17 protein-coding genes and 2 tRNA genes are annotated in these 19,916 nt (G+C 64.7%); 15 read left to right on the top strand and 4 right to left on the bottom strand.

All coding sequences use genetic code 11. The features are described 5' to 3' along the window. Nucleotides 1-2: 2 nt before the first annotated feature. The 15 genes from folP (at nucleotide 3) to AC3B6A_RS23325 (ending at nucleotide 14,472) form a co-directional block, all read left to right on the top strand. On the top strand, nucleotides 3-872 hold the full coding sequence (gene folP, locus AC3B6A_RS23395) for a dihydropteroate synthase (protein ID WP_488399481.1): 870 nt from the start codon (nucleotides 3-5) through the stop codon (nucleotides 870-872). Next, complete coding sequence (glmM, locus tag AC3B6A_RS23390; RefSeq protein WP_488399480.1) at nucleotides 869-2,209, top strand: phosphoglucosamine mutase; 1,341 nt, start codon at nucleotides 869-871, stop codon at nucleotides 2,207-2,209. The genes folP and glmM overlap by 4 nt, the downstream gene beginning before the upstream one ends. 65 nt (nucleotides 2,210-2,274) lie before the next feature. Next, on the top strand, nucleotides 2,275-3,030 hold the full coding sequence (tpiA, locus tag AC3B6A_RS23385; protein ID WP_488399479.1) for a triose-phosphate isomerase: 756 nt from the start codon (nucleotides 2,275-2,277) through the stop codon (nucleotides 3,028-3,030). Between the two features lie 2 nt (nucleotides 3,031-3,032). Further along, complete coding sequence (gene secG, locus AC3B6A_RS23380; RefSeq protein ID WP_488399478.1) at nucleotides 3,033-3,425, top strand: preprotein translocase subunit SecG; 393 nt, start codon at nucleotides 3,033-3,035, stop codon at nucleotides 3,423-3,425. Nucleotides 3,426-3,440: 15 nt separating this feature from the next. After that, nucleotides 3,441-3,526: transfer RNA gene (locus tag AC3B6A_RS23375), tRNA-Leu, on the top strand. A gap of 91 nt (nucleotides 3,527-3,617) precedes the next feature. Continuing rightward, nucleotides 3,618-3,694, top strand: a tRNA-Met gene (locus AC3B6A_RS23370). 127 nt (nucleotides 3,695-3,821) lie between these two features. Then, nucleotides 3,822-4,280, top strand: a complete 459-nt coding sequence (gene rimP, locus AC3B6A_RS23365; RefSeq protein WP_488399477.1) for a ribosome maturation factor RimP — start codon at nucleotides 3,822-3,824, stop codon at nucleotides 4,278-4,280. Nucleotides 4,281-4,325: 45 nt separating this feature from the next. Further along, a complete protein-coding gene (gene nusA / locus AC3B6A_RS23360) occupies nucleotides 4,326-5,807 on the top strand; it encodes a transcription termination factor NusA (RefSeq protein WP_254472554.1) in 1,482 nt (493 codons plus the stop codon). 27 nt (nucleotides 5,808-5,834) lie between these two features. Continuing rightward, nucleotides 5,835-8,369: a translation initiation factor IF-2 gene (gene infB, locus AC3B6A_RS23355; protein WP_488399476.1), complete on the top strand. Its 2,535-nt coding sequence runs from the start codon at nucleotides 5,835-5,837 to the stop codon at nucleotides 8,367-8,369. A gap of 106 nt (nucleotides 8,370-8,475) precedes the next feature. Further along, nucleotides 8,476-8,865, top strand: a complete 390-nt coding sequence (rbfA, locus tag AC3B6A_RS23350; RefSeq protein WP_488399475.1) for a 30S ribosome-binding factor RbfA — start codon at nucleotides 8,476-8,478, stop codon at nucleotides 8,863-8,865. A gap of 3 nt (nucleotides 8,866-8,868) precedes the next feature. After that, nucleotides 8,869-9,783, top strand: a complete 915-nt coding sequence (truB, locus tag AC3B6A_RS23345; protein WP_488399474.1) for a tRNA pseudouridine(55) synthase TruB — start codon at nucleotides 8,869-8,871, stop codon at nucleotides 9,781-9,783. A gap of 98 nt (nucleotides 9,784-9,881) precedes the next feature. Beyond that, entirely contained in the window at nucleotides 9,882-10,151 is a 270-nt protein-coding gene (rpsO, locus tag AC3B6A_RS23340; protein ID WP_017518939.1) for a 30S ribosomal protein S15, read from the top strand. A 168-nt stretch (nucleotides 10,152-10,319) separates the two neighbouring features. Then, entirely contained in the window at nucleotides 10,320-12,425 is a 2,106-nt protein-coding gene (gene pnp, locus AC3B6A_RS23335) for a polyribonucleotide nucleotidyltransferase (protein ID WP_488399473.1), read from the top strand. A 94-nt stretch (nucleotides 12,426-12,519) separates the two neighbouring features. Continuing rightward, nucleotides 12,520-13,935, top strand: a complete 1,416-nt coding sequence (locus AC3B6A_RS23330) for a hypothetical protein (protein WP_488399472.1) — start codon at nucleotides 12,520-12,522, stop codon at nucleotides 13,933-13,935. 186 nt (nucleotides 13,936-14,121) lie between these two features. Beyond that, a complete protein-coding gene (locus tag AC3B6A_RS23325; RefSeq protein WP_488399471.1) occupies nucleotides 14,122-14,472 on the top strand; it encodes a BON domain-containing protein in 351 nt (116 codons plus the stop codon). 61 nt (nucleotides 14,473-14,533) lie between these two features. On the opposite strand, the gene AC3B6A_RS23320 is transcribed toward AC3B6A_RS23325, so the two are convergent. Genes AC3B6A_RS23320 through AC3B6A_RS23305 form a run of 4 tightly spaced genes read right to left on the bottom strand, consistent with a single transcriptional unit; the run spans nucleotide 14,534 to nucleotide 19,744 of the window. Next, a complete protein-coding gene (locus AC3B6A_RS23320; RefSeq protein WP_488399470.1) occupies nucleotides 14,534-15,997 on the bottom strand; it encodes a rhomboid family intramembrane serine protease in 1,464 nt (487 codons plus the stop codon). 56 nt (nucleotides 15,998-16,053) lie between these two features. Next, the gene (locus AC3B6A_RS23315) at nucleotides 16,054-16,371 is read right to left on the bottom strand and encodes a DUF2845 domain-containing protein (RefSeq protein WP_488399469.1); all 318 of its coding nucleotides are present in this window, start codon (nucleotides 16,369-16,371) and stop codon (nucleotides 16,054-16,056) included. Then, nucleotides 16,368-16,652, bottom strand: coding sequence for a DUF2845 domain-containing protein (locus AC3B6A_RS23310; RefSeq protein ID WP_488399468.1), 285 nt, complete (start codon nucleotides 16,650-16,652; stop codon nucleotides 16,368-16,370). The genes AC3B6A_RS23315 and AC3B6A_RS23310 overlap by 4 nt, the downstream gene beginning before the upstream one ends. Before the next feature lie 11 nt (nucleotides 16,653-16,663). Continuing rightward, a complete protein-coding gene (locus AC3B6A_RS23305; protein ID WP_488399467.1) occupies nucleotides 16,664-19,744 on the bottom strand; it encodes a DUF748 domain-containing protein in 3,081 nt (1,026 codons plus the stop codon). Nucleotides 19,745-19,916: the final 172 nt, after the last annotated feature.

Raw genomic sequence — 19,916 nt, 5'->3', positions numbered from 1 at the left:
GAATGAGTTCGTTGTACCACCCGACCCGGTTGCCTTGCGGCAACCGGGTTCTTGATTTAACGCGCCCGCATGTCATGGGCATCCTCAATGTCACCCCCGACTCCTTCTCCGATGGCGGCCGTTTCAACCGGCTGGACGTGGCGTTGCGCCATGCGGCGGAGATGGTCGGGGCCGGCGCCACGCTGATCGACGTCGGTGGCGAGTCGACCCGGCCGGGTGCGCGAGTAGTGTCTCCCACCGAAGAGCTGGAGCGTGTGGCTCCGGTTGTGGAAGCTATCGCTCGCGAGCTGGACGTGGTGATTTCGGTGGATACTTCCACCCCGGCGGTGATGCGCGAATCGGCACGGCTTGGTGCCGGACTGATCAATGACGTGCGCTCGCTGCAGCGCGATGGCGCCCTGGATGCCGCCGTCGATACCGGGTTGCCGGTTTGCCTGATGCACATGCGTGGCGAGCCGGGAAACATGCAGGACGACCCGCGCTACCCGGACATCCTTCAGGAGGTCCGTGGCTTCCTCGAGGAGCGCATCGCGGCATGTGCGGCGGCGGGCATTGCCCGAGAACGGATCGTCGTCGACCCTGGCTTCGGTTTCGCCAAGACCCAGAACCATAACCTCAACCTGTTCCGGCAGATGGAGTGCTTGAAGGCGCTGGGCTGCCCGGTGCTGGTCGGAGTCTCGCGCAAGAGCATGGTCGGTCGTGCGCTGGGGCGCGAGGTCGATGGGCGCCTCTATGGAAGCCTGGCGCTGGCGGCGCTGGCGGTGGCCAAGGGGGCGAGTATTATCCGCGTCCATGATGTCGCCGAGACAGTGGATGTGATTCGAATGATTCACGCAGTTGAAAGTGCAAAGGAAGAGGGGGTATCCGCATGAGCAGGAAGTATTTCGGCACCGATGGTATTCGTGGCCGCGTTGGCACGCCGCCGATCACGCCGGATTTCGTGCTCAAGCTGGGCTGGGCAGTGGGCATGGCGTTCCGTCAGCAAGGCAAGTGCCGCGTGCTGGTGGGCAAAGACACCCGGATTTCCGGGTACATGTTCGAATCCGCGCTGGAGGCGGGGCTTTCCGCAGCCGGCGCCGACGTGATGCTGCTCGGTCCGATGCCGACGCCGGGTATCGCCTACCTGACCCGCACCTTCCATGCCGAGGCCGGCATCGTCATCAGTGCGTCGCACAACCCGCACGACGACAATGGCATCAAGTTCTTCTCCGGTCAGGGCACCAAGCTGCCCGATGAGGTGGAGCTGATCATCGAAGAGCTGCTCGACGCTCCGATGACCGTGGTCGAGTCGGCCCGCCTGGGCAAGGTGTCGCGTATCAACGATGCCGCCGGCCGCTATATCGAATTCTGCAAGAGCAGCGTGCCGTCCAATACCGACTTCGGCGGGCTTCGCATCGTGCTCGATTGCGCCCATGGTGCGACCTACAAGATCGCCCCGAGCGTGTTCCGCGAGCTGGGTGCCGAGGTGTCGGTGATCGGCGTGCAGCCGAACGGCCTGAACATCAATGACAAGTGCGGCTCGACCCATATCGAGGCGCTGCAGGAGGCCGTGCTGGCCGAGCACGCCGACCTGGGTATCGCCTTCGATGGCGATGGCGATCGGGTGATGATGGTGGATCACACCGGCGCGGTGGTCGATGGCGACGAGATTATCTTCCTCATCGCTCGCGACATGCTTGATCGCGGCAAGCTGCAGGGCGGCGTGGTCGGCACATTGATGAGCAATCTGGGACTGGAGCTGGCGTTGCAGGAGCTGCGCATCCCGTTCGTGCGCGCCAAGGTCGGCGATCGCTATGTGATGTCCGAACTGCAGGCACGAAACTGGCAGCTGGGCGGCGAAAACTCCGGCCATGTCGTATGCTGCCAGCATACGACCACCGGCGATGCCACCATCGCTGCGCTGCAGGTGCTGATGGCGCTGAAGGCGCGCGGCCAGTCACTGGCCGAGGCGCGGATGGGCATCCGCAAGTGCCCGCAGGTGCTGATCAACGTACGTTTCGCCGGCGGTACTGTCGACCCGCTGGAGCATCCGGCAGTCAAGGAGGCCTGCGCCAAGGTCACCGACGAAATGGCTGGTCGTGGACGTGTCCTGCTGCGTAAGTCCGGCACCGAGCCTCTGGTGCGGGTGATGGTCGAGGGTGACGAAGAGAGTCGGGTGCGGGCCTACGCCGAGCAACTGGCAAAAGTCGTTACTGAGGTATGTGCTTGATTTCTCTTGTCAGTTCTAAAACTGTCGAGTAATATCTGCGCCCACTTTGCTCAGCGAGGTACAGCATGCGTCGACCCTTGGTGGCCGGTAATTGGAAAATGCACGGTACCCGCTCCAGCGTAACGGAGCTGATCAAAGGCCTGCGGCAACTGGCTCTTCCTACGGGTGTCGACGTGGCGGTGTTTCCGCCTTGTCTGTACATCAATCAGGTCAAACATGGCCTGGAAGGTAAGGCGATTGCCGTCGGTGCGCAGAATTGCGCGGTAGAGCCGATGCAGGGCGCCTTGACGGGCGAGGTCGCTGCCAGTCAGTTGGCGGATGCGAGCTGCTCCCTGGTGCTGGTTGGTCACTCCGAGCGTCGCCTGATTCTGGGTGAAAGCGATGGTGTGATCAGTCGCAAGTTCGCCGCGGTTCAGTCGTGCGGCCTGGTTCCGGTGCTGTGTGTGGGGGAGACCCGCGAGCAGCGCGAGGCAGGCAAGACTTTGGAGGTTGTCGGGCGCCAGTTGGGCTCGGTGATCGAAGATTTGGGCGTCGGGGCGTTCTCCCGCGCTGTTGTGGCTTACGAGCCGGTGTGGGCGATTGGGACGGGGCTGACGGCTTCTCCCGAGCAGGCCCAGGAAGTGCACGCGGCGATTCGCGCGCAGCTCTCGGCGGAAAACGCCGAAGTGGCTCGCGGCCTTCGTCTCCTGTACGGCGGCAGTGTCAAGGCGGCTAACGCTGTTGAGCTGTTCGGAATGCCGGATATCGATGGGGGGCTCATTGGTGGGGCCTCCCTGAATGCGGATGAGTTCGGTGCGATCTGTCGCGCCGCAGGAAACTGAAGATGCTGGAAACAGTTGTAATCGTGATTCACCTGCTGATGGCGCTGGGTCTGGTTGTACTGGTCCTGCTTCAGCATGGCAAAGGTGCGGACGCTGGTGCGTCGTTCGGTGCCGGTGCTTCGGCCACCGTTTTCGGTAGCCAGGGTTCCGCCACCTTCCTGAGCCGTTTTACTGGTATACTCGCTGCAGTTTTTTTCATTACCAGCTTGGGTTTAGCGTATTTCGCTAAAGAAAAAGCTGATATGATACGTCACGCCGGGCTTCCTGATCCGGTGGTGATGGAGCAAAAGCAGGAACAGGCTCCGGCAGCTGGCGATGTGCCGGGTGCGCAAGAGCAGAAGCAGGCTCCTGCGGCCGGTGGCGGTGATGTTCCGGCGGCTCCTGATCAGAAGTAAGCAGGCAAGTTTTTTGCCGAGGTGGTGGAATTGGTAGACACGCTACCTTGAGGTGGTAGTGGCCATAGGCTGTAGGGGTTCGAGTCCCCTCCTCGGTACCATATACGAAAGGCCCGCTCTGCGGGCCTTTTCGTTCCGGAGTTTCGGTTGACCTTGCAAGGGCGTAACCGTATAATTTCGCACCAGCTTTGACGCGGGATGGAGCAGTCTGGTAGCTCGTCGGGCTCATAACCCGAAGGTCGTTGGTTCAAATCCAGCTCCCGCAACCAGTTTGGCAGAGCCCCTTTTAAGGGGCTTTTTGCTAGCTGGACAGTCCGCGCCGCCAGGGTAGGGCGGTCCTTAAGGGATGGGCGTTTCGCCCATTTTTTGTTTCTACGGCATACGCGAGGCGATCAGGTGTCGAGCAAGCTAGAACAGTTGCAGGCCTTGTTGGCCCCTGTAGTAGAAGCGCTCGGCTATGAGTGCTGGGGCCTGGAGTTCATTTCCCAAGGTCGCCATTCCCTGCTCCGGGTATATATCGATCGTCCGGAAGGCATCCTGATCGACGACTGCGAAATCGTCAGTCGCCAGGTCAGCGGCATCCTGGATGTGGAAGACCCGATCAGCGGCGAGTACACCCTGGAGGTGTCGTCGCCCGGCATGGATCGGCCTCTCTTTACGCTTGACCAGTTCGCCCGCTACGCCGGCGAGCAGGTAAAGATCAAGCTGCGCACGCCCTTCGAACGGCGGCGCAATTTCCAGGGCATTCTCCGTGGTGTGGAGGAGCAGGATGTGGTGGTCCTGGTGGATGACCATGAATACCTGCTGCCGGTCGACTCGATCGACAAGGCCAACATCATTCCCCGATTTGAGTGAGCCGCCAGAGCGCGGATTCCAATGGATTGAAAGGCGAGGCGTACGATGAGCAAAGAAGTACTGCTGGTTGTTGAGTCGGTATCCAACGAGAAGGGTGTACCGCCTGGCGTGATTTTCGAAGCGCTGGAGCTGGCCCTGGCGACCGCGACCAAAAAGCGTTTCGAGGACGAGGTCGACCTGCGCGTGCAGATCAACCGTGCGAACGGCAACTATGAGACCTTCCGTCGCTGGACCATCGTCGAGGACGAGGACTACTCCAACCCGGCTGCCGAGCTGACCGTCGAAGACGTGCAGGAAGAGCATCCCGGCATGAAGGCCGGCGAAGTCATCGAAGAGAAGATCGAGTCCATCGAGTTCGGTCGTATCGCCGCCCAGACCGCCAAGCAGGTCATCGTGCAGAAGGTCCGCGAAGCCGAGCGGGCCCAGGTGGTCGACGCCTACCGCGAGAAGGTCAACGAGATCATCTCCGGCACCGTGAAGAAAGTTACCCGCGACAACGTGATCGTCGACCTGGGCAACAACGCCGAAGCGCTGCTGGCCCGCGACCAGATCATCCCGCGCGAGACCTTCCGCGTCGGCACCCGCGTGCGTGCCCTGCTCAAGGAAATCCGCAGCGAGAACCGCGGCCCGCAGCTGGTCCTGTCGCGTACCGCGCCGGAAATGCTGATCGAACTGTTCCGCATCGAGGTACCGGAAATCGCCGAGCAGTTGATCGACGTGATGGCCGCCGCCCGTGACCCGGGCTCCCGCGCCAAGATCGCCGTCCGCTCCAAGGACAAGCGCATCGATCCGCAGGGCGCCTGCATCGGCATGCGCGGCTCGCGCGTCCAGGCCGTTTCCGGCGAACTGGGCGGCGAGCGCGTGGACATCGTCCTGTGGGACGACAACCCCGCGCAGTTCGTGATCAACGCCATGGCTCCGGCCGAAGTGGCGGCGATCATTGTCGACGAGGATACCCACACCATGGATATCGCCGTCGCTGAAGACAACCTGGCCCAGGCTATCGGGCGCAGCGGTCAGAACGTAAGACTGGCCAGCCAGCTCACCGGCTGGACCCTGAACGTGATGACCGAGGCCGATATCCAGGCCAAGCAGCAGGCTGAAACAGGCGACATCCTGCAGCGTTTCGTCGACGAGCTGGATGTCGACGAGGAACTGGCCCAGGTGCTGGTGGAAGAAGGTTTCACCACCCTGGAAGAAATTGCCTACGTACCGATGGAAGAGATGCTCAGCATCGACGGCTTCGACGAGGACATCGTCAACGAGCTGCGCTCGCGCGCCAAGGATCGCCTGCTGACCAAAGCCATCGCCACCGAAGAGAAACTTGCCGACGCACAACCTGCCGAAGACCTGCTCAGCCTCGATGGCATGACCAAAGAGCTGGCGGTGGATCTGGCGCTGCGTGGCGTAACCACCCGTGAAGATCTTGCCGAGCAGTCCATTGACGATCTGCTCGACATCGACGGCATGGACGAAGAGCGTGCCGGCAAGTTGATCATGGCCGCCCGGGCCCATTGGTTCGAGTAAGCATTCGCGGCCTGAGGAGAGAAGTGCATGACGCAAGTCACGGTGAAAGAACTGGCCAAGACGGTCGACACGCCGGTAGAGCGCCTGCTGCAGCAGATGCGCGAAGCCGGTCTGCCGCATAACGATGCCGAGCAGGTAGTGACCGACAGCGAGAAACAGGCGCTGCTCGCCCACCTGAAGGGCAACCATGGTGAGCGCGCGGACGAGCCGCGCAAGATCACCCTGCAGCGCAAGACCACCTCGACCATCAGGGTCGCTGGCAGCAAGACCGTCAGCGTTGAGGTGCGCAAGAAGAAGACCTACGTCAAGCGCAGCCCTGACGAGCTCGAGGCTGAACGCCAGCGCGAGCTGGAAGAGCAGCGCGCAGCTGAGGAAGCTGCCCGTCTGAAGGCCGAGGAAGAGGCTCGTCAACGCGCCGCTGAAGAAGAGGCTCGCCGTCAGGCGGATGCTTCCCGTCAGGCGGCTGCGGCGGCGTCGACCGCTGTCGCTCCTGCTGCCGCCGAAGCGCCGCGTGCTGCCGTTCCGGCGCCAGCCGCCGCCGCTCCGGCTCCTGCTGCTCCTGCAGCGGATGACCGCAAGAAGGAAGAGCCGCGTCGAGCGCCCAAGCGGGATGAGGAAGACGAGCGCCGCGATCGCAAGCATGCCCAGCATCGCCCGTCGATCAAGGAAAAGGAAAAGACCACTGCACCGCGCGTCGTGCGCAGTGGCGGCGACGATGACGACAGCTTCGGCCGTCGTGGCGGTGGTCGCGGCAAGGGCAAGCTGAAGAAGCGTAACCAGCACGGGTTCCAGAGCCCGACAGGACCGATTGTGCGTGAAGTGAATATCGGCGAGACCATCACCGTGGGCGAGCTCGCCCAGCAGATGTCGGTGAAGGGTGCCGAGGTCGTCAAGTTCATGTTCAAGATGGGCACTCCGGTGACCATCAACCAGGTGCTCGACCAGGAAACTGCCCAACTGATCGCCGAAGAACTCGGCCACAAGGTCAAGCTGGTCAGTGAGAACGCCCTGGAAGAACAGCTGGCCGAGTTGCTGAAGTTCGAAGGCGAAGCCGTTTCCCGTGCTCCAGTGGTGACCGTTATGGGCCACGTCGACCACGGCAAGACCTCCCTGCTCGACTACATCCGTCGTGCCAAGGTGGCTGCGGGCGAAGCCGGCGGCATCACCCAGCACATCGGCGCCTACCACGTGGAAACCGACCGCGGCATGGTCACCTTCCTCGACACCCCCGGCCACGCTGCGTTCACCGCAATGCGCGCCCGTGGTGCCCAGGCGACCGACATCGTCATCCTGGTGGTGGCGGCCGACGACGGCGTGATGCCGCAGACCCAGGAAGCCGTGCAGCACGCGAAAGCGGCTGGCGTGCCGATCGTGGTCGCGGTGAACAAGATCGACAAGCCGGACGCCAACCCGGACAACATCAAGAACGGCCTGGCCGCTCTGGACGTGATCCCGGAAGAGTGGGGCGGCGACGCTCCCTTCGTCCACGTGTCCGCCAAGCTGGGTACCGGCGTCGACGAACTGCTCGAAGCCGTACTGCTGCAGGCCGAAGTGCTCGAACTCACCGCCACTCCGTCGGCCCCCGGCCGTGGCGTGGTGGTCGAGTCCCGCCTGGACAAGGGCCGTGGCCCGGTTGCCACCGTGCTGGTCCAGGACGGCACCCTGCGTCAGGGCGACATGGTGCTGGTCGGCGTCAACTACGGCCGTGTCCGCGCGATGCTCGACGAGAACGGCAAGCCGATCAAGGAAGCCGGTCCGTCCATTCCGGTCGAGATCCTCGGCCTCGATGGCACTCCGGATGCCGGTGACGAGATGACCGTGGTGGCCGACGAGAAGAAGGCCCGCGAAGTCGCTCTGTTCCGTCAGGGCAAGTTCCGCGAGGTCAAACTGGCTCGTGCCCACGCGGGCAAGCTGGAAAACATCTTCGAGAACATGGGGCAGGAAGAGAAGAAGACGCTCAACATCGTCCTCAAGGCTGACGTGCGTGGCTCGCTGGAAGCACTGCAGGGCTCGCTCAGCGGCCTGGGCAACGACGAGGTGCAGGTTCGCGTGGTCGGCGGCGGCGTCGGTGGCATCACCGAGTCCGATGCCAACCTGGCGCTGGCCTCCAACGCGGTGCTGTTCGGCTTCAACGTCCGTGCCGACGCCGGTGCGCGCAAGATCGTCGAGGCCGAAGGCCTGGACATGCGTTACTACAACGTGATCTACGACATCATCGAAGACGTCAAGAAAGCCCTGACCGGCATGCTCGGCAGCGATGTCCGCGAGAACATCCTGGGTATCGCCGAAGTGCGTGACGTGTTCCGCTCGCCGAAGTTCGGCGCGGTCGCCGGCTGCATGGTCACCGAGGGTCTGGTGCACCGCAACCGTCCGATCCGCGTGCTGCGCGACGACGTGGTGATCTTCGAAGGCGAGCTGGAGTCCCTGCGCCGCTTCAAGGATGACGTTGCCGAAGTCCGTGCCGGCATGGAGTGCGGTATCGGCGTGAAGAGCTACAACGACGTTCGCGTCGGCGACAAGATCGAAGTGTTCGAGAAGGTCGAAGTCGCTCGTACCCTCTAAGAGGCAGCGAGCGTGAATGCAGCGCCCGGGCCAGCTTTGCAGCTGCCCCGGGCGTTTGCCGCTTTTTGACCCGGAGCCTGAAGGTACCGGGAAGCAGGTTAGGAAAATGGCCAAAGAGTACAGCCGTACCCAGCGTATCGGCGACCAGATGCAGCGCGAACTGGCGTTGCTGATCCAGCGTGAAATCAAGGACCCGCGCCTGGGCCTGGTGACCATCACCGGCGTCGACGTCGCGCGCGACCTGTCCCACGCCAAGGTGTACGTCACCGTGATGGGGCAGGATGACAATGCCGCGGTGGTGAAGCAGAACACCGACATTCTCAACGATGCGGCGGGCTTCCTGCGCATGCATCTGGGCAAGGTGATGAAGCTGCGCACCGTCCCGCAGTTGCACTTCAGCTACGACGCCAGCATTCGTCGCGGCGCGGAGCTGTCGGCGTTGATCGAGCGGGCGGTGGCGGAAGATCGCCGCCACGGCGGCGACTCCGAGGAGTAACGCGTGGCCCAGGTGAAACGTATCCGCCGTGCGGTCAACGGCGTACTGGTGCTCGACAAGCCGCGCGGCATGAGCTCCAACCAGGCCCTGCAGAAGGTGCGCTGGCTGCTCAACGCCGAGAAGGCCGGTCACACCGGCAGCCTCGATCCGCTGGCCACCGGCGTGCTGCCGCTGTGTTTCGGCGAGGCGACCAAGTTCTCCCAGTACCTGCTGGATGCCGACAAGGCCTACGAGACCGTCGCCCTGCTGGGCGTCACCACCACCACCGGCGATGCCGAGGGTGAGGTGGTCGAACAGCGCGAGGTGACCGTCGGTCGGGAAGCCATCGAGGCGGTGCTGCCGCGCTTCCGCGGCGACATAGAGCAGGTGCCGCCGATGTATTCGGCGCTGAAGAAGGACGGTCAGCCGCTGTACAAGCTGGCCCGTGCCGGAGAGGTAGTGGAGCGCGAGGCGCGTTCTGTTACTATTGCGCGCCTGGATTTGCTCGCCTTCGAGTCGCCCTGTGCGACGCTGGCCGTTTCCTGCAGCAAGGGCACCTATGTTCGCACCCTGGTCGAAGACATCGGCCGCGAACTCGGGTGTGGCGCACACGTCGCCGCCCTGCGCCGGACCCAGGCCGGGCCGTTCCAGCTGAGCCAGTCGGTGACGCTGGAGGAGCTCGAGAAAGTCCATGCCGAGGGCGGCAACGAAGCCCTCGACCGTTTCCTGCTGCCGGTAGATGCCGGCCTGGAGCACTGGCCGCTGCTGCAGCTTTCCGAGCACAGCGCCTACTACTGGCTGCATGGGCAGCCGGTGCGCGCTCCCGAGATGCCGAAGTTCGGCATGCTGCGGGTGCAGGATCACGAAGGTCGCTTCATCGGTATCGGTGAAGTGACCGACGACGGGCGCCTGGCGCCGCGTCGACTGATTCGGTCTTAAAGCCGAAACCGAGGGTGGCTGTCAGCAGGCACGGTCACTCCTCTTACTATGAACACAGGGAGAAGTCCCTGGCCTGTTACCTCAGAGGAAGCCCCATCATGGCACTGAGCGTCCAAGAAAAAGCCCAGATCGTTAACGAGTACAAGCAAGCTGAAGGCGACACCGGTTCCCCGGAAGTGCAGGTTGCACTGCTGTCCGCCAACATCAACAAGCTGCAGGATCACTTCAAGGCCAACGGCAAGGACCACCACTCCCGTCGTGGCCTGATCCGCATGGTTAACCAGCGCCGCAAGCTGCTGGACTACCTGAAGAGCAAGGACACCTCTCGTTACAGCGCCCTGATCGGTCGCCTGGGCCTGCGTCGCTAAGACGGCAAGCCTGAAGTGGGAAGCTGGGAGTCCGGGGTCGATGGGCGGTTCATATCGTTCATCGGCTCTGGCTCCCGGCTTTCTCGCTTTTCAGGGAATGACTTCGGGTCCGACTCCCGGCATTTCCACGATTTCCCCCAAGGCAACTAAAGAGAAGGTAGAGAAACCGTGAACCCGGTAACCAAGCAATTCCAGTTCGGTCAGTCGACCGTCACCCTCGAGACCGGCCGCATCGCCCGTCAGGCCACCGGTGCCGTCCTGGTCACCATGGACGACGTCACCGTGCTGGTCAGCGTGGTCGGCGCCAAGTCCCCGGCCGAAGGCCGCGACTTCTTCCCGCTGTCCGTGCACTACCAGGAGAAGACCTACGCCGCCGGCCGTATCCCGGGTGGCTTCTTCAAGCGTGAAGGCCGTCCTTCCGAGAAGGAAACTCTGACCTCGCGTCTGATCGACCGTCCGATCCGTCCGCTGTTCCCCGAAGGTTTCATGAACGAAGTGCAGGTCGTCTGCACCGTCGTTTCCACCAACAAGAAGTCCGATCCGGACATCGCGGCCATGATCGGCACCTCCGCCGCCCTGGCGATCTCCGGCATTCCGTTCGCCGGCCCGATCGGCGCCGCCCGTGTCGGCTTCCACCCGGAAATCGGCTACATCCTCAACCCGACCTACGAGCAGCTGCAGAGCTCCAGCCTCGACATGGTCGTGGCCGGTACCTCCGATGCCGTGCTGATGGTTGAATCCGAAGCCGACGAGCTGACCGAAGACCAGATGCTGGGCGCCGTGCTGTACGCCCACGAAGAGTTCCAGGCGGTCATCCGTGCCGTCAAGGAACTGGCTGCCGAAGCCGGCAAGCCGGCCTGGGACTGGAAAGCCCCGGCCGAGAACACCGTGCTGGTCAACGCCATCAAGGCCGAGCTGGGCGATGCCATCTCCCAGGCCTACACCATCACCGTCAAGCAGGATCGCTACAACCGCTTGGGCGAGCTGCGCGATCAGGCCGTGGCCATGTTCTCCGGCGAGGAAGAAGGCAAGTTCCCGGCCTCCGAGGTCAAGGACGTCTTCGGCCTGCTGGAATACCGCATCGTTCGCGAGAACATCGTGACCGGCAAGCCGCGTATCGATGGCCGCGACACCCGCACCGTGCGTCCGCTGCGCATCGAAGTCGGCGTACTGGGCAAGACCCACGGTTCCGCCCTGTTCACCCGTGGCGAAACCCAGGCCCTGGTCGTTGCCACCCTCGGCACCGCCCGTGACGCCCAGCTGCTGGATACCCTGGAAGGCGAGCGCAAGGACGCCTTCATGCTGCACTACAACTTCCCGCCCTTCTCGGTGGGCGAGTGCGGCCGCATGGGCAGCCCGGGCCGCCGCGAAATCGGTCACGGCCGTCTGGCCCGTCGTGGCGTCGCCGCCATGCTGCCGACCCAGGACGAGTTCCCCTACACCATCCGTGTGGTCTCCGAGATCACCGAGTCCAACGGCTCCAGTTCCATGGCCTCCGTCTGCGGCGCTTCCCTGGCGCTGATGGACGCCGGTGTGCCGGTCAAGGCGCCGGTTGCCGGTATCGCCATGGGCCTGGTGAAGGAAGGCGACAAGTTCGCCGTCCTGACCGACATCCTGGGTGACGAAGACCACCTGGGCGACATGGACTTCAAGGTCGCCGGTACCGACAAGGGCGTCACCGCCCTGCAGATGGACATCAAGATCAACGGCATCACCGAAGAGATCATGGAGATCGCCCTGGGCCAGGCCCTGGAAGCTCGCCTGAACATCCTCGGCCAGATGAACCAGGTCATCGCCCAGCCGCGCGCCGAGCTGTCCGAAAACGCTCCGACCATGCTGCAGATGAAGATCGACACGGACAAGATCCGCGACGTCATCGGCAAGGGCGGCGCCACCATTCGCAGCATCTGCGAAGAGACCAAGGCCTCGATCGACATCGAGGACGATGGCAGCGTGAAGATCTACGGCGAAACCAAGGAAGCTGCCGAGGCCGCCAAGCAGCGCGTCCTGGGCATCACCGCGGAAGCCGAGATCGGCAAGATCTACGTCGGCAAGGTCGAGCGCATCGTGGACTTCGGTGCCTTCGTCAACATCCTGCCGGGCAAGGATGGTCTGGTGCACATCTCGCAGATCAGCGACAAGCGCATCGACAAGGTCACCGACGTGCTGCAGGAAGGCCAGGAAGTCAAAGTCCTGGTTCTCGATGTGGACAACCGTGGCCGCATCAAGCTGTCCATCAAGGACGTCGCCGCCGCCGAAGCCTCTGGCGTCTAAGCGAACGGCAAAATGAAAGAGGGCCCCTTGCGGGCCCTCTTTTTTTGCCTGGAGAATGCGCCATTCGCCGATCTCGACCCAAGGATGCCCCGAGATGGACAAGCGTTATTGCCACTACCACAGCGCCCAGCCCGCCACCTGGCAGTGCCAGCCGTGCGACCGCCATTACGGCGATTGCTGCGTGCCGCTGAACGCTGACTCCCCGGAGTACGTGCCGGCTTGTCCGCTCTGCCGGGGCGCCCTGCGCTTTCTCGGCGCCGCCAACACCGCCCAGCCCTTCTGGGAGCGTCTGCCGCGCTTCTTCGCCTACGGACTGCAGAGCGGCCCCCTGGCATTCGCCGCACTGCTGGCGTTGGCCTGCGTGTTCATGCCGAGCGTCCTGCTGCTCTGGCTGTTGCTGTTCGCGGTGGCGACCAAATACCTGCACAGCGTGATCGAGGCCGCCAGCTTCGGCGGCCAGGACGCCCCGAGCCTGGCCGAGGCGTTTCGCCTGGACAGCCTGCGGGCGTTCTTCCAGCAACTGGCGGTGTTCCTCATCGTGCTGGCGCTGCTCTGGCTGGCGGCGGACTTCCACAGCGAGGCGATCTACTGGAGCGTCACCGTCGCGATCATGCTGGCGTTGCCGGCGAGCATCATCCGCCTGTCGCTGGACAAGAGCCTGGGCTCCGCGCTGAGTCCGGCGGAGATCGGCCAGGTCATGGGCGCCATGGGCTGGCGCTACCTGATCCTCTGCGTGTTCCTGTTCATCCTCTGGCAGTCGCCCAGCTACGTCGGCTGGTTCCTCTCCCACGGCCTGCCCCGGGTGGTGATGGTGCCGGTGGTGGCCCTGCTCAGCGGCTATTTCGGCGTGGTGATGTGCGCCATGATGGGCTATGCGGTGTTCCAGTATCAGGGCGAACTCGGCTACGCGACGGCCGGCGACGAGGCCGCTGAGGGCTTCGCCGCGCCGGAGTGGCGCCGCCGCAAGGCGCTGGCCGAGGCTGAGATACGGGTCAAGGAAGGGCAGAGCGGCGCCGCGCTGGAGATTCTGCTGGAGGCGCTGCGCGAGGGGGCGCAGGACCTCAAGCTCAATGAGCGTTATCACCAGTTGCTGTTCTCGGTGAACGCCCGTAGCGAGTGCCTCAAGCATCTGCCCCATTACCTGCCGCTGGCGATCCGTCTCAATCCGCCCCTGGCGGTGACGGCGTTCCTCAATGCGCGCCAGTTGCAGGCGGACTACCTGCCGGACGATCCCCAGGTCTGCGAGCGCCTCGCCGAGGCGTTGCTGGAGCGGCACAAGGCGCGCGAGGCGCTGAGCCTGCTGCGCAACCTGCATAAGCGCTTTCCCGATTACCCCGGCATCCCCCGCGCCTATCTGCTGGCGGCCCGGGGCTTTTCCGAGGAGCTTGGGCAGGTCGAGCCGGCCAGGCAGTTGCTGGCGTTCATCCGCCAGCGCTACCCGGCATTCGAGCAGATGAACGAGGTCGTGCAGCTGGAAGCCGTGCTGGCGAATCTCGGTGGAGGCGCCTGAGGGCGGTCGTGCAAGTTGCATGGCGGCCGAGCGGCGACTGTGCAATCTGCATACGGCTTGTTTCTGTAACCGGCTGATTCGTTTGTCTTTTCCTTGGGGCTGGGAGCTGGCACCGGGATTGCGAGACTCCTGATACAGCTGCCGTCAGGAGGAGGCAGCAGTCTTCACCCAGCAGGAGAGACCGCCATGAAACAACGCTTCAGCAAACTGGCCCTTGCCGCTGCCACCGCAACCGCCTTGAGCTTCTCGCTTGCCAACTCGGTGTTTGCCCAGCCGACGACGCTGGCCGCGAACGATACGATCCAGAAGACCGAGCAGGCGGTTTCCGACACCTGGATCACCAGCAAGGTGAAATCCATGCTGATCGCCAACAAGGACATCAGCGGCACCAACATCAAGGTCGAAACCAACCAGGGCGTGGTGTCCCTTTCCGGTGACGTCAGGACTGACGCCGAGCGCGAACTGGCCATCAAGACCGCCCAGGACATCAAGGGCGTCAAGGCCGTTTCCGCCGATGCACTGAAGGCGGCCGAATAGACGCGCCTACTGGCGGAACCAGAGGGCAAAGCCCCGCGGAGGGACCCGCGGGGCCTCTGCTTCAGGACGTGCGCGGCGCCAGGTGCTGCTGGTAGATCAGGATCTGCCGGGTCGGATCGGCGTCGGGGAAGTGCTGGCGCAGGAAATGCGTCATCTCGGCGATGGTCCGGGCATCCTGGCGCGGGTTCAGGCGCTTGGCCAGTTGCAGGGTCAGTGGCGGCAGCTGTTCCGGCCGTTGTCCGGATGCCGCCAGTCGACGCCAGCAGCCCAGCGCGCGTGCCGGCTCGTCGAGCAGCAGCAGGCTGCGCAGCAGGTGCAACTGGATGGCCGGATGGCCCAGCAGGTGCTGGCCGTTCGCGGCGCTCTCGTCGGCCAGCCGGCGCACCAGGGCATCGGCCTCCTGGCTGCGGGGCAGGGCGAACAGCTGCTTGAGCACGGGGCCCAGCAACGCGCGGTCCTGGCGCGCCCTGGCGACCCCGTACAGGCGCTCGATCAGCGGCAGGCGGCCGGGGTAGAGCGCGAGCAGTTCGCCCCCGCGCGCCGCCGCCTGGTCCAGCGCGAAGCGGCCGATCTGCTCGTCCAGCCCGCTCAGGGCGCGCTTGAACGGGGCGTCGGGATCCTCCTTGTCGAGATAGGCGTGGTCGACCTTCAGGCGCCCCAGCAGGCGCGGCAGCCAGACGGCGATGAAGCCCGACACCAGACCACCGATGTGCGCGTAGTAATTGACGTGATCTGCCGCGCGCAGCAGGCCGAAGAGTTCCTTGCCCAGCCACAGCGGCAATATCCACAGCGCCGGTGCCCTGAAGTAGCCGAGCAGGGGGCCCAGCCAGTAGAAGAAGCGGATGCGCCGCAGGCCGTAGACACCGATATACATGCCCATCAACCCGGAGATCGCGCCGGAGGCGCCGACGCCGGGGACCCAGGCCGGGTCCAGCGCCCACCAGAGCAGCCCCGAGCACAGTCCGGAAAACAGATACAGGCCCAGGTACATCCAGCGGCCCAGGGCGATTTCCAGGGCGAAGCCGAAGATGAACAGGAACACCATGTTGCCGGCCAGGTGCCAGAAGTCGCCGTGGAGGAACATCGAGCCGAACAGGCCCTCGACGGTGAAGCGCGCCGGGATGAAGCCGAAGCGCAGGCTGCTCAGGCGATCCCGCGCGCTTTCCGCCCTGGCGCGCGCGGCTTGCCAGGCGTTGTCCTGGCGATAGGCCGGCAGGCTGCGCAGGTCGTGGCCGAATTCGAGGTCGCTGAGGATCAGCCAGGCCAGTTGCTGGCGCGGCAGGGCTTCCAGGGCCTTGCGTTGGTCCGGTGCGATCCGCTCGCGGCGCTCCAGGGTGGCGCTGAACAGTGGCCGCTCCCGGCCCAGCAGGTCCTGTTCGAGATAGACCCGAACCGCCGCTTCGCGCCGCTCGTCATCGCCACCCTGGTAGCCGAAGAAGACGAGGACGTTGAGCAGTATCAGCAGCAGCGTGACGACCGGAGGCTTCTTCCAGTCCAGCGGGTGTTCAGCGGGTACGATGACCATGGGCGACCGATCCTTGGCGCGGGGATGGCGCAGGCTAGCATTGACGGGGGCGGGTGTCAGTTGCCGCCGCTGCGCTTGCTCTGGATGGTGGTCAGGCGGTTGCCCTCGAAGCGCACGAAATACAGCATGCCGTTCCAGGGTCCGTAGATCCATTCCTCCACCGTGACCTCGCTGCGCTGGCCCCAGTCGCCAACGACTTCCTTGTAGCCAAGGAACGAGCGCTCGACGGGCTCGCCGCAGCGGTCGAGCACTTCGCTGGTGAGGTTGCCGGTGCTGATCAGCTTGCTGTTGCAGCGCAGGCTGGCGGCTTCGGACTGCCCGGCGAGCAGCAGGAGTGCCAGCAGCGCCGGGCGTAGGCTATTGCGTAGGGTCAATTGCGCTTGAACTCGATTTTCGTGAGCCGGTTGGCTTCGAAGGTGAGGATGTAGATCGTGCCGTTGCGCGGGCCGTAGACCCATTCCTCCACACGGAACTCGCGGTGGTCGTAACCGCCCAGGGTATAGCCGACTTCATCGCGATGGTCGGGCGCGCCGCACTTCTGTTCGACTTCCCAGGCACGGTCGCCCGCGTTGACCAGGGCGCTGCCGCAACGCATGCTCTCGGCCTGCGCGGCGGCTGTGCAGAGCAGCAGTGAGCAGGCGACAAGGGCTTTCATGGTGCGATTCCTCACTCACTGTCCAGGTGGAGCTGGGTGGCCACGTTGCCTCCATTTTCCGCCTCGCCGAGGCTGACGTCGATCAGATAGACGCGGTCGTCGCCCAGCCCGCCCTTGGACACCAGGTAGTCCTTGATCTGCGTGGCGCGCTCCTGGCCGAGCTTGCGCAACAGCAACTGGCTGTCGCTCCAGGAGGTCAGCACCGCGTGTTCCAGCTTCACGGTGCGCTCCTCCTTGCTCAGCTCCTTCCATTCGTCCGGCGGCTGCTTCTTCAGGCGGGAGCGGTAGATCCCCTCCAGCAGGGCCGGTTGCAGGTCTTCCGGCACTTCCAGCTTGCTGGCGTCGCTGGGCACCTTTTCGCCGCTGCGTTGCAGCATGCTGTAGTAGTTCTTGCGGTACTCCTCCTGCAGACGTTTCCTGGCCAGCAGCGGGCCGTCGCTGCTGGCCGAGCTGACGCCCTCGACCTCCAGCTTCAGCGCCGGGCGCTGCTTGAGCGCGTCGGCCAGCTTGTCCAGGTTGGCCTGTGCTCCCGGTTCCAGTTCGCTGGAGCCCGGGGCGAACGTCACGCTGCCCAGGTCGGGGCCTTCGCCGCCGGCCAGGCCGGCGATGAACTTGAAGGGCGCCTGCACCGCGCGCACCACCAGGTTGCGCAGGGTCTGCCAGATGATCGGCATGACGCTGAACTGCGGATTGTTCAGGTCGCCCTCCACCGGCAGCTGGATGTCGATGTTGCCGTCGGCGTCCTTGAGCAGCGCCACCGCCAGCTTCACCGGCAGGTCGACCGCGTCGGGGCTGTCGACCTTCTCGCCCAGCTGCAGGTGCTCCACCAGCACCTTGTTGTCGGCTTTGAGCTTGCCCTGGGTGATCTGGTAGTGCAGGTCGAGGTTCAGCCGCCCCTTGCGGATCCGGTAGCCGGCGAACTTGCCCGAGTAGGGGGTCAGGGTGGTCAGCTCGACGCGCTTGAAGCTGGTGGCGATGTCCAGTTTCTCCAGCGGCGAGAAGGGGTTCAGGCTGCCCTTGATGGTCACCGGCGCGTACTTGTCGACCTTGCCCTTGATGTCCACCGAGGCCGGTTGCGGGTTGCGGTTGTCGAGGGTGCCGATTTCCCCGCTCAGCTGCTGGATGGCGGTGGCGAAGTCCGGGCGCAGGGTCAGGTCGGCGAAGTTGGCCGAGCCGTTGTTCACCTTCACGCCGCCGATGTGGATGCCCAACGGCTTGCCGCCGGCGGAGCTGGTATCGCCGGAGGACGGGCCGGCCGAGGGTGAGGCCGGCTGCGGGATGATCAGCTCGCTGACGTTGGTGGTGCGGTCTTCGTTGATGATGAAGCGGGCGTAGGGCTCTTCGAGCGAAACGCTCTGGATCGCCAGGCTGTCGCCGTGGCGGTAGGCCAGGCCGTCCAGCGTCAGCTTGGTCCATTTGACGAAGTCGCGGTTCTTGAGGGTGTCCAGGGTGTGCAGCTGGGTGACCTGGGCGCTGCCGTCGATGCCGAAGGCCAGCGGTGCGGTGCTCTTCAGGTCGACGTCGAGGTCGCTGGCGAGGAAGCCACTGCGCAACTCCAGGCGGATGAACGGATCGATGTAGGCCTGGGCGACGCGCAGGTCGATGTCGCGGGTGGCGACCTTCAACCGGGCGCTGACCGGGCTGAGGTTGACCTGGCCGCTGGCCTCGATCTGCCCGTGCTGGCCGAGACCGGTCTTGAGCTTGAGCTGCAGGGGCGAGGTGAGCTGGCTGTCGAGGTTCTGCAGGTCCAGGTCGAGAGGGCCGATTTCCAGCGCCACCGGCTTGGCCGGCGCACGGTCGGCCAGGTGCGCCTTGTAGCCGCGCAGTTGGGTATCGCGCAGCACCACGTGCCAGGCCTTTTCCGGTTCGGCGGCAGGCGCCGGGGTGGCGGGAGCGGCTGCCGGGGGCGGAGCCTGGGTGTCTGGCGCGGTGGCCGGGGCGTTCCCTTCAGGCGCCTTGGCGGTGGTGTCCGCCGGCTTCTCCGCGCCGGGCGCAGCCGCCTGGGCTGCGGCGGGCTGTGCGGCGTCCTGCGCCGGCGGCGCCGTTTCGGCCTGGGGCGCGGGCTCCTGCGGGCGCTTGTAGGGCTGGAAGTTGGCGAACAGCTTCTGCCAGTCCAGTTGCCCGTCCTTTTCCCGGGCGGCCCAGGCTTCCAGGCCCTGGCTGCGGATCTGACCGACCATGACTTCGCGCTTGGCCAGGTCCAGGCTGGTTTCGCCGACGTCGAGGCTGGCCAGGTTGGCCAGCGGCTTGCCGTCCGGCGCTTTCAGGCTGAGTTCGCGCAGGGTCACGGCAGCCTTGTCGAGCAGCAGCTGGGTGCCCTGGGAGAGGTCCAGATGGTAGTCGGAGGCGACGCCGAGTGTGCCGCTCTCCAGGTTCAGCGGCGCGTTGTCCCGCACATAGGGCCACCAGGCCTTGAGGGGGACGCCCTGGAGCGAGAAGCTGCCCCGGGAGGTCAGCGGCACCAGGCTCAGGTCGCCTTTCCAGTCGAGCTTGCCGCCGTGGGGGCCGACGGCCACGAGGGTCATCCTGGCGCCGTCCTCGGGCAGCGTGCTGAGGTTGCTCAGTTCGAAGCCCATCGGGTCGAAGAGGAACTCCACCGGCTTGCTCGGCCGGCTGTCGAGGAAGTGCAGGCTGCCCTCGGCCAGGCGGATGCGGTCGATGCGCAGCGGGAAGGGCTTGCCGGGCTCCTCCTGCGGCGGAGTCGGCTGGCTCGGCGGCAGCTTGAACAGCTGGGTCAGGTTCAGGGTGCCGTTCTCGGCGAACAGCAGTTCCGTGTGCGGCGCGTCCAGCTCGATATCGGCCAGATGCAGGTGACGCTTCCACAGGCTGTCGATTTCGAGGTTGGCGTAGAGGCGCTTGAAGCGCACCTGCTCTTCGCCGTCCTGGCCCAGGTGCAGCCCCCACAGGGTCAGTTCGAGGCTGAAGGGGTTCAGTTCGATGCGCTCCAGGCGGGCCGGAACGTTCGCGTACTGGGCCAACTGCTGGTTGACCACGCGCAGGGCGACCCCGGGAAGGATCAGGAAGCCCAGCAGGCAGTAGAAGAGGAACAGCAGCAACAGCGCGCCGATTGCGCGTTTCAATCCTTTGGGCATGGCGGGTGTCGTTTTCCGTCGTGACGTCGCGCTGGAGTATGGCACGGCTCAGCGTTTGCGATACACGAATGCCGTCTCAGGCGTCGTGCGTGCGCATCGGTCCGTGAGGCGATGGAGGCGCGCGAGCGGCTCCGGGCCGTCCATGCCCGGCAGATTGAGGTCGAGAAATAGC

It is taken from the genome of Pseudomonas sp. B12(2026) (genome assembly GCF_057767015.1).
Note: the sequence above shows the minus strand (reverse complement) of the source record. Positions and strands in the feature narration are given on the sequence as shown.

Coding starts and splice junctions, on each gene's coding strand:
- folP (WP_488399481.1), top strand. CDS start 3: ATGAGTTCGTTGTACCACCCGACCCGGTTGCCTTGCGGCAACCGGGTT.
- AC3B6A_RS23330 (WP_488399472.1), top strand. CDS start 12,520: ATGGACAAGCGTTATTGCCACTACCACAGCGCCCAGCCCGCCACCTGG.
- rpsO (WP_017518939.1), top strand. CDS start 9,882: ATGGCACTGAGCGTCCAAGAAAAAGCCCAGATCGTTAACGAGTACAAG.
- tpiA (WP_488399479.1), top strand. CDS start 2,275: ATGCGTCGACCCTTGGTGGCCGGTAATTGGAAAATGCACGGTACCCGC.
- AC3B6A_RS23305 (WP_488399467.1), bottom strand. CDS start 19,744: ATGCCCAAAGGATTGAAACGCGCAATCGGCGCGCTGTTGCTGCTGTTC.
- AC3B6A_RS23320 (WP_488399470.1), bottom strand. CDS start 15,997: ATGGTCATCGTACCCGCTGAACACCCGCTGGACTGGAAGAAGCCTCCG.
- AC3B6A_RS23310 (WP_488399468.1), bottom strand. CDS start 16,652: ATGAAAGCCCTTGTCGCCTGCTCACTGCTGCTCTGCACAGCCGCCGCG.
- AC3B6A_RS23325 (WP_488399471.1), top strand. CDS start 14,122: ATGAAACAACGCTTCAGCAAACTGGCCCTTGCCGCTGCCACCGCAACC.
- glmM (WP_488399480.1), top strand. CDS start 869: ATGAGCAGGAAGTATTTCGGCACCGATGGTATTCGTGGCCGCGTTGGC.
- infB (WP_488399476.1), top strand. CDS start 5,835: ATGACGCAAGTCACGGTGAAAGAACTGGCCAAGACGGTCGACACGCCG.
- secG (WP_488399478.1), top strand. CDS start 3,033: ATGCTGGAAACAGTTGTAATCGTGATTCACCTGCTGATGGCGCTGGGT.
- nusA (WP_254472554.1), top strand. CDS start 4,326: ATGAGCAAAGAAGTACTGCTGGTTGTTGAGTCGGTATCCAACGAGAAG.
- rbfA (WP_488399475.1), top strand. CDS start 8,476: ATGGCCAAAGAGTACAGCCGTACCCAGCGTATCGGCGACCAGATGCAG.